Here is a 7,752-nt window from a genome sequence, read left to right as displayed (position 1 = left end):
TATTTAGCTTAGAATGTTTTATGCAAATAATCATATTCCTACGGCTTCGATTAGTTCGATCAAGTCATTTCAGAGTATTGGAATCATGCTGGGATTGTTACCTGCAGGATATTTATCAGATCGAATCGGTAGATTAAAAATTCTTAATTTATCTGCAATAGTAATTAGCTTTAGTTTTTTGCTGTTAATTCTATTTAGAAATTTTATTTCCTTTTCGTTTGCAGAATTACTATATGGAATAGGTTTAGCATTAAATTCGGGAATTTTGCTCTCATATGTAACGGATCTACAGGAACAAAATAAAGTGGTCCCTGACAGTAAGTTGATGGGTCGACAGGTAATAATTCTAAATTTAACAACTTTAATTGGTGGAAATATTGGTACGTATTTATTCAATATAAACAATACTTTGCCAATATGGTTTGCTTTAGTAGGTTTAGCCATATATCCGGTTTTTGTAGTATGTCTAGTCAAGTCTTTTTCTTTTACTGATAATAAAGCAGATGAGGAAAATATGACTTTGGTTGACAATATTAAAATCTTTAAGAAATTTCTCCAGAAAAGAAAATTTTGGATTTTATTATTATTGAATGTTGGCTATGATTGTGGGACACAGTTCATCTTAATTTATTGGTCGATTATCTATGTAGATAAATTACATTTTAATTTGTCGCTAGTATATACACTATTTATGGGAGCTTTAATTTTGGGTTCTGTTGCTTTCAATAAACTAATTGATGGTATAAACAATTTAGTCTTAGTAGTTGTGAGTACTGGCTGTATGATCACTTTATTAATACTTAGCAGTTATTTGACGGACCGGTATTTGTTGTTACTGTTCTTTCTTTTAATTGAATTGATAATGGGAATGATGTCGGGACAAATTTCATCAATGAGCAACATAGCTATTTATGGTGAAACTAATAAATCCCTAATGTTGTCGTTTGTTTCTTTTCTCACTGAAATTTTAGTTAGTGTTTCATTATTCTTCAATGATAGCGTTATGAAACTATTTAATGACTTGAAGATCATGTATATTGTTTCTGCTATTTATTTTGGAATTATATTATTAAGTATTCCTTTATGGAAAAAAACGAAGCAATAAATATTTCGGTGAAAATGATGGCAAGGTAAGAAGAACTAATATTAAGCTTCTCGAATATTTTAGAAAAGAAGTTTATCTTTGATCCATTTTTGAAAAAATATAGTAAAAAACTGACATAAAAATAAGAATCCTCTATCTATGTTTTGAACACATAGGTAGGGGGGCTTTTAATACTACTGCAAATTAAATCTATGTAAGATAAAATTTTGATAACAAGCATCATACAGTACTTAAGGTTAATTTTAAGTAATTGCCTTACAAATTTCCATCAAAATTACTTTGTACAGTGGATGCATTGAATTTTTTATATTATCAATGAAATACTTAAAATCAGCTATGATTTGTCTTATGCTTACGGATTTGCAGAATGATGACAATACCCCAAATAAGTATTACTAAGGTGTAAATCATCATAAAAACTTTCCCGGCAGCTGCATTAGTATGCCAAAATAGCATTAATAATGCCCAAATAAAGAATACTACATACCACATTATTCTATAAAATGTTAATTTCTTAGGCATATTAACTCACGCTCCTCTAATATCTTACTTTAAGTTTACGCCTATGTAAGCATTTACAAAAGAAACATGTTTTTTAATTTAGTTACCAGGATGAAGAGGGAAACTTTTATCTATGTTTGTGTGGTATAGATAAAATTTTTTTATTTTTGTAGTTTTGTGCTACTGTATTATATAGATAGTACAGGTAGGAAGGATAAAAATGAAAACCAGTAAAACAATTTTAGGCTCCTTGTTATCAATTATATGTTTGTTAGTAGCACAGTTTGTATCTCAGTTTTTAATTATTCTATTGAATAAGTGTCATGTGATATATCTTGTTTCTATTACTCTTGGTGCGATTTTATATGTAGTAATTACGTATTATTTAATACAACTGATGGTCAAAAAGTATTTAAAGATTAATTTGGAAAAGGTAGGAATTTCTAAATTTAAAATTAGCTTTAAATGGCTAATAGTAGCAGTTTTGCTACCTGTGCTCGTAGTTGGTATTTTTTTAATATTTAAAGGAAAGATCGTTAACACTGGCTATGATATGGAGAATGTTATCTTCAATATCCTCTATGGTAGTTTGGCAGCAGGGATTGTCGAAGAGTTGGTTTTTCGTGGAGTTATTCTTAATTTATTGTCTATGAGATGGAATTATTTAATAAGTATTCTAGTTCCTTCAATTATTTTTGCTTCACTGCATATTATTAGCCGTAATCTATCTTTAATAAGTATTATTCAATTAATGGTAGCAGGTACTTTGGTAGGCGTAATGTTCTCTTTAATAGAAATGTCGCAGCATTCTGTCTGGAATAATGCAATTGTTCATAGTATATGGAATTTGATTACGAGTGCATTATTTGCTGTTTCAGTTACTCCTAAAAATGATGCCCTTTTTACATATGTAGTTAAGAGTAAAAATATGCTACTAACAGGTGGAGATTTTGGAATGGAATCTTCAGTGATTGCAATTATTGGTTATATAATAGTTATCTTGATCGTTTATAAGGCAGGGATAGAAGCGCATAAATTTTCCCAAGATAAGCTAGGCTGAATAAATTTAAAGATAATAATGAACAAGATGATGTAAATAAAGATGGAAGTACTTAATCCAGTAAAGTACTTCCATCTTTTAATATTGATATTTTTATCCTTGTGCTAATTTGCTTACGATGAATGCATTCAATGAAACATTCTCTTCTTCGGCTTCTTCAGCTAATTGTGCATGTAATGATTTAGGCATTCTAACAAGTAATTTACCCGAATAATTTTTGTGTATAGGTTCGGGAATCTTGATATTTCTCCTTAGGCAAGAAGAAAACCAAGCTTTTTTTGCACCTTCCAAATCATCAAGTCCCTCTTTAATGGAATCACCATATGCAATTAGGCCAGGTAATTTAGGTACAGTAATACGATAATAAATTTCACCGTCATCTTCGACGATTTTTTGAAATTCAGTAGGATAATTAAGACTCATGTAATAGTTAAGATCCTTTTTCATCATTATTTATCCTCCTTAATTTGATCAATCATGGAAATGATATCTTTAACATTATAACGTTTTAGAATACCATGATTAGCAATAGTTGTAGGAAATTTTAAGCCTTTACGTTCAATTGTATAATGAGAACCACCATTGTCATTGATTAAACTGAATTTATAATATTCCAAAAGGCGTTTAGCTTCGTCAAAAGTTAAGTCTTTTCTAATAGGTACTTGCCTAAACTTATCTTCTAGCTTCTTAATTTTATTGATAAGAACACATCCCTTTTACTTAATAAAGAGATGATATCATATTTGATACTATCATTCTATATATGTTAGTTATTTTTTTCAACTAATTAGCTTCACTCTGCAAATTTAATTAACTAATAACGGAACATAATTGAAGTTGCTTAATTAGTAATGGAAAATACGTTTTGCAAACTAGTCATTTTATGGTAGATTAGTTAAAAATGATTTTTATCATAATTTTATTACTTAAAGTCCCAAATCATTTATCAGAAAAGGAGGAAAGACAAACATGCAACCAAATGTACTGCCTTTATCTTCAGTTATTAATCCCAGGGACCTTGGTGGACTAGTAGGTTATCAAGGAAGAAAAATAAAGTCGCATCGCTTAATTAGAACAGGGGATCTTAGCCAAATTACTGACAAAGATAAAAATTTTCTGTCAGGTTATGGTCTAACTAAAATTATTGATTTACGTTCTAAATCCGAAAGAGATAGGCATCCCGATCCAATGATTAAAAATGTAGAGAATATTTCTTTACCACTTTCCCAAGAAAATGGGACTTTAGGAGATGCTTCAAGTCTTGGCAATGCTGATAAGTTGTATCATCAAGACCTAAATGCAGCTCTTCAAATGATGCGCGACCATTATCAAGATCATGTTATTACAGAATTTGATCAGAAAACCGTTGTTCAAGTTTTGCAAATTCTAGCAGAAACTAAAGATGGTGCTGTAATTTACCATTGTACTGAGGGCAAAGATCGTACCGGATTTGTTAATTTCTTCGTTTTATATATTTTGGGCGTTGATTTAGAAATAATCAGACAAGACTATTTAACCTCTAATTTTATTCTTAATGAGTATCGGGCTAAACGAGATGAGAAGTTTAAACGAGCAGGAGAGAACTTGATTTTTAGGAGTAATATGCGTGTTTTAAGTTCGGCTTCAGATACTCTTTTTGATATTATTCTTCTGACAATTGAAGAAAAATTTGACGGAATTGAAAACTATTTAAGCAAATAGCTTGGCGTGACTATGGAATTAAGACAGAAGTTGCGTGAGCTGTATTTAGAAAAGTGATGAGTAAAATGATTGGTCAAACTTGGAAAGAAATGCATGAAGCTGCCAAAGAAGTTCAAAACTCCCGCAAGATTTCAAATCATATGGAAGCTGGTGGGGTAGCCGCTGCAGTTTTATCAGCATCAAATAGAATTTATGTTGGAGTTTGTGTAGATACAGCATGTACGTTAGGAATCTGTGCCGAACGTAATGCACTATTTAATATGATTACTAACGGAGAAAAAGAAATTAAACGTGTTTTAGCTATTATGCCCAATGGCAAGAACGGTGCGCCATGTGGAGCATGCCGTGAATTTATGGTTCAGCTGATGGAGAAAAATTATCAGAATGTCGAGATAATGATGAACTATGAACACGGGAAAGTTGTGACACTAAGTGAATTAACACCAAATTGGTGGCTATAGATTAAAAAATTAAGTAATTTTTATTTAGAAAAGAAGTGTATTTAGGTGAGTATCAATGGGATTTTTAGAACAAACAAGGCTCGATTTATTAGTACTGGTATCTTACTAATATTGGAAATAATGTGTTTAACTGGTGCCACTTACTTTATGACACCAGCTTTTAACTATATTAAGCGAAATAAAGTAAATCTATTTTTGCTTTTTATTGTAGTATCAGCTGTTTTGCAATTTACTGATACAATTTTAAATTCAGTTATAACTATTTTGTATAACCAACAAATTCAAGATTATATACATAAAATACGTTCAAATATAAGTAGATCTGTTTTTATTAAAGGCAACAAGAATGTTGCAGAAATTCAAAATAATTTAAATTCTAACATGCAAGAATTAACTTCTAAATACACTACTCCATTATTAATTTTATGTCGCAGAGTATTGACGATCCTATTTTCAGTAGGAGTATTATTTACATTTAATTGGAGTCTAGTGGCTCTTACTTTATTACTTTCTTTTATTGGATTGTATCTTCCAAAATTATTTGAAAAAGTAACATCTTCTGCAACTTTTATGGTTACTAAAAGGAATGAGCAATTGCTTGATACAGTTGAAAAATGGGCTTCTGGTCTTGATGAGTTAAGACGTTATGCTAGTTTCGGAAGTTATAAAAAGGCAATTAAAAATTCTACTTCTGGATTGAAAACAGCTACTATCAAAGACTGCTACTGGGGTAACTTGGCAACAGCAGCGACTTCAATAGTTTCTCTTTTAGGGATAGTTTTGCTGCTTGCTCTTTCAATATATCTTTATGCGACAGGGCAAATTGTCTTTGGTGCAGTAATCACCTCTGGTATTTTTGCTAATCAGATTATGAATGCAATTACTTATTTGGCAGACAGTCTAAATCAAATTAAATCCTCTCAAAAACTTAGACAAGAAATTAAAAAATTTCAAGAACCTGTAAAATTTGTGGCAAAGAATAATTCTTCTAAAAAAATTGCACAAATTGAAGTTAATAATCTGTAAGTTTCTTTTAAAAATGGAGAAAATATTTTATATCCTCACATTCTGATTAGAAAAGGAGAAAAGGTATTGCTTACAGGTGATAGTGGCACAGGAAAATCCACTTTATTTAAAGTATTACTCGGCCAAGTTAAGCCTAAAAGGGGAGAAGTAATTTATAAAGATGAGGAAGGTCATTCATTTGTACCTGATTTTGAGCGAATAGGTTATATTGCTCAAGATAATACTCTTTTCCCAGACACAATTGAAAATAATATTACGATGTTTAACTCAAAACTGGCTAAGAAAATTCCTAATACAATTAAAAAAGTAAAGTTGGGTAAAGATATACAGAAGTTTCCAAAGGGACTAAAGACACTTATAGACTTAGATCATGAAAACTTATCAGGTGGACAAAAGCAAAAAGTAGTTTTGGCTCGGGCAAATATTCATAATAGTGATTTGTTATTANTATTCATAATAGTGATTTGTTATTAATTGATGAAGGGACTAGTGCAATTGATAGAAAAGCTACTAAAGAGATATTAAAGGAATTACTGGAATCAAACCAAACTATTATTATGATCGCACATAATTTCTCACAAGAAGCAACAGATATGTTCGATCGAGAAATTCATTTAATAAAAGAGGCGAATTAAATGTCTTTTAAAGGCTTCATTAATATAAATAAATTACGTTTTTTCTTTATTACTTTTTTATCTATTTTGTCTGGAACAAGTGGAATTCTAGCTGGCTATATTCAAATGTATTGGCTCACATATATTAAAAATAAAGCCTGGTTTGAAGTAGGAATTACTACAGCTCTAATGGCATTATGTTGGTTTTTTGCTCAATCCGTAATTTATTTCGTTCAATATCTGAATAATATTCAAGAAGAAGAATATTTCAAAAAATTACGAGACCAAATAGCTGAACATTATTTTAAAGATGGAAAATATCATAAAGTTTCGGAATTTCAAAATCGTTTAACAAATGATTTTAATATTGTTAAAAACAACTTTTTTGAATGGTATGTAATTGTTCCTTTTTATGGCTCAATGTTGGTAGCTTCTTTGATTGCTTTGCTCACTGTTCATTGGGTTGTTTTCATTTTAAGTTTGATAATTGATACTATTTCATATTTTCTGCCTAAAATAATTGATAAGAAATTAGAACATGCGACGATTGAAGTTTCAGATGAAAATAAAGAGTATTTAAATACATTAAGTAAATGGTTTTCTGGATTAAGTGAATTAAAAAGATATTTTGCAGGAGATAAATTATTACAAGTCCAAAGTAGGGCTTCACAAAAATTAGAAAAGGCCAATATTAATCAAATTACTCAACAACAGATCTTAGGCATTTTAAATGGGATTGGTGCATTATTGTCAACAATTGTTTTACTTGGTGTAACTGGTATTTTGGTAGAACGAAATCTAGTTATCTTTGGTGCGATTCTGTCTGTGCAAAATTTTGCTACGAATGTTGCCTTTGGCATGCAAGAAACAATTGAAGGCTTAACAATGATGAGATCAACACAGGCTCTGATGATAGACATAACCCAAGACACTAAGAAGATTTCAACTGAGGATAAAGCAAAGGGAGAAGTCCCATTTATTATTCAAACTCAAGATCTAGCATTAACATTTCCTAATGGTGAAACATTACAATATCCCAATTTGAAGATTAAACAAGGTGAAAAAATTCTTCTAACCGGTGATTCAGGCTCAGGTAAAACCACATTGTTTAAGTTGATTTTAGGAATAATTAAGCCAAGTCACGGAGAGGTTAAGTTTGAGGATAAGAATGGAAACAAAATCAACCCTGATATGTCAAAAATTGGTTATATTCCACAAGATCCTAATCTTTTTCCAGGTACAATACAGCAAAATATTACTATACGCGTGGTGCTAGTTAAATCG

At 30.5% G+C, this 7,752-nt stretch carries 9 protein-coding genes and 1 pseudogene; 7 read left to right on the top strand and 3 right to left on the bottom strand.

Annotated elements, in window-relative coordinates; genetic code table 11:
* The first annotated feature begins 13 nt into the window (after window positions 1–13).
* Window positions 14–1,105 carry an MFS transporter gene (locus FC57_RS10775; RefSeq protein WP_156655821.1) on the top strand — a complete coding sequence of 364 codons (1,092 nt, stop codon included), beginning with the start codon at window positions 14–16 and terminating at the stop codon, window positions 1,103–1,105.
* A 330-nt stretch (window positions 1,106–1,435) separates the two neighbouring features.
* On the opposite strand, the gene FC57_RS10045 is transcribed toward FC57_RS10775, so the two are convergent.
* Window positions 1,436–1,627: a hypothetical protein gene (locus FC57_RS10045; protein ID WP_007125786.1), complete on the bottom strand. Its 192-nt coding sequence runs from the start codon at window positions 1,625–1,627 to the stop codon at window positions 1,436–1,438.
* A 199-nt stretch (window positions 1,628–1,826) separates the two neighbouring features.
* Here FC57_RS10045 and FC57_RS10040 point away from each other — a divergent pair, with 199 nt between their 5' ends.
* Window positions 1,827–2,666: a CPBP family intramembrane glutamic endopeptidase gene (locus tag FC57_RS10040; RefSeq protein ID WP_007125785.1), complete on the top strand. Its 840-nt coding sequence runs from the start codon at window positions 1,827–1,829 to the stop codon at window positions 2,664–2,666.
* Window positions 2,667–2,759: 93 nt separating this feature from the next.
* Here the strand turns inward: FC57_RS10040 and FC57_RS10035 are convergent, their stop codons facing one another.
* Together FC57_RS10035 and FC57_RS10930 are read right to left on the bottom strand one after the other, a co-directional pair.
* Window positions 2,760–3,116 carry a toxin-antitoxin system HicB family antitoxin gene (locus FC57_RS10035; RefSeq protein ID WP_007125784.1) on the bottom strand — a complete coding sequence of 119 codons (357 nt, stop codon included), beginning with the start codon at window positions 3,114–3,116 and terminating at the stop codon, window positions 2,760–2,762.
* On the bottom strand, window positions 3,116–3,283 hold the full coding sequence (locus FC57_RS10930; protein WP_007125783.1) for a hypothetical protein: 168 nt from the start codon (window positions 3,281–3,283) through the stop codon (window positions 3,116–3,118). Before FC57_RS10930 ends, FC57_RS10035 begins: the two co-directional genes overlap by 1 nt.
* 352 nt (window positions 3,284–3,635) lie before the next feature.
* Between FC57_RS10930 and FC57_RS10030 the strand changes: the two genes are divergently transcribed.
* The 5 genes and pseudogenes from FC57_RS10030 to FC57_RS10015 form a co-directional block, all read left to right on the top strand.
* On the top strand, window positions 3,636–4,367 hold the full coding sequence (locus tag FC57_RS10030; RefSeq protein ID WP_007125782.1) for a tyrosine-protein phosphatase: 732 nt from the start codon (window positions 3,636–3,638) through the stop codon (window positions 4,365–4,367).
* Between the two features lie 65 nt (window positions 4,368–4,432).
* The gene (locus FC57_RS10025) at window positions 4,433–4,828 is read left to right on the top strand and encodes a cytidine deaminase family protein (protein WP_187364795.1); all 396 of its coding nucleotides are present in this window, start codon (window positions 4,433–4,435) and stop codon (window positions 4,826–4,828) included.
* Window positions 4,829–4,873: 45 nt separating this feature from the next.
* Window positions 4,874–5,854, top strand: a complete 981-nt coding sequence (locus FC57_RS11380) for an ABC transporter transmembrane domain-containing protein (protein WP_007125780.1) — start codon at window positions 4,874–4,876, stop codon at window positions 5,852–5,854.
* A 66-nt stretch (window positions 5,855–5,920) separates the two neighbouring features.
* Window positions 5,921–6,301 (top strand): annotated as a pseudogene (locus tag FC57_RS11375) (ATP-binding cassette domain-containing protein); the annotation flags it as partial.
* Window positions 6,302–6,489: 188 nt separating this feature from the next.
* Window positions 6,490–7,752, top strand: a 1,263-nt coding sequence (locus tag FC57_RS10015; RefSeq protein WP_056990029.1) for an ATP-binding cassette domain-containing protein, incomplete at its 3' end; no start/stop codon positions are given.

It is taken from the genome of Lactobacillus ultunensis DSM 16047, from assembly GCF_001436305.1.
GTDB classification, from domain to species: domain Bacteria; phylum Bacillota; class Bacilli; order Lactobacillales; family Lactobacillaceae; genus Lactobacillus; species Lactobacillus ultunensis.
Note: the sequence above shows the minus strand (reverse complement) of the source record. Positions and strands in the feature narration are given on the sequence as shown.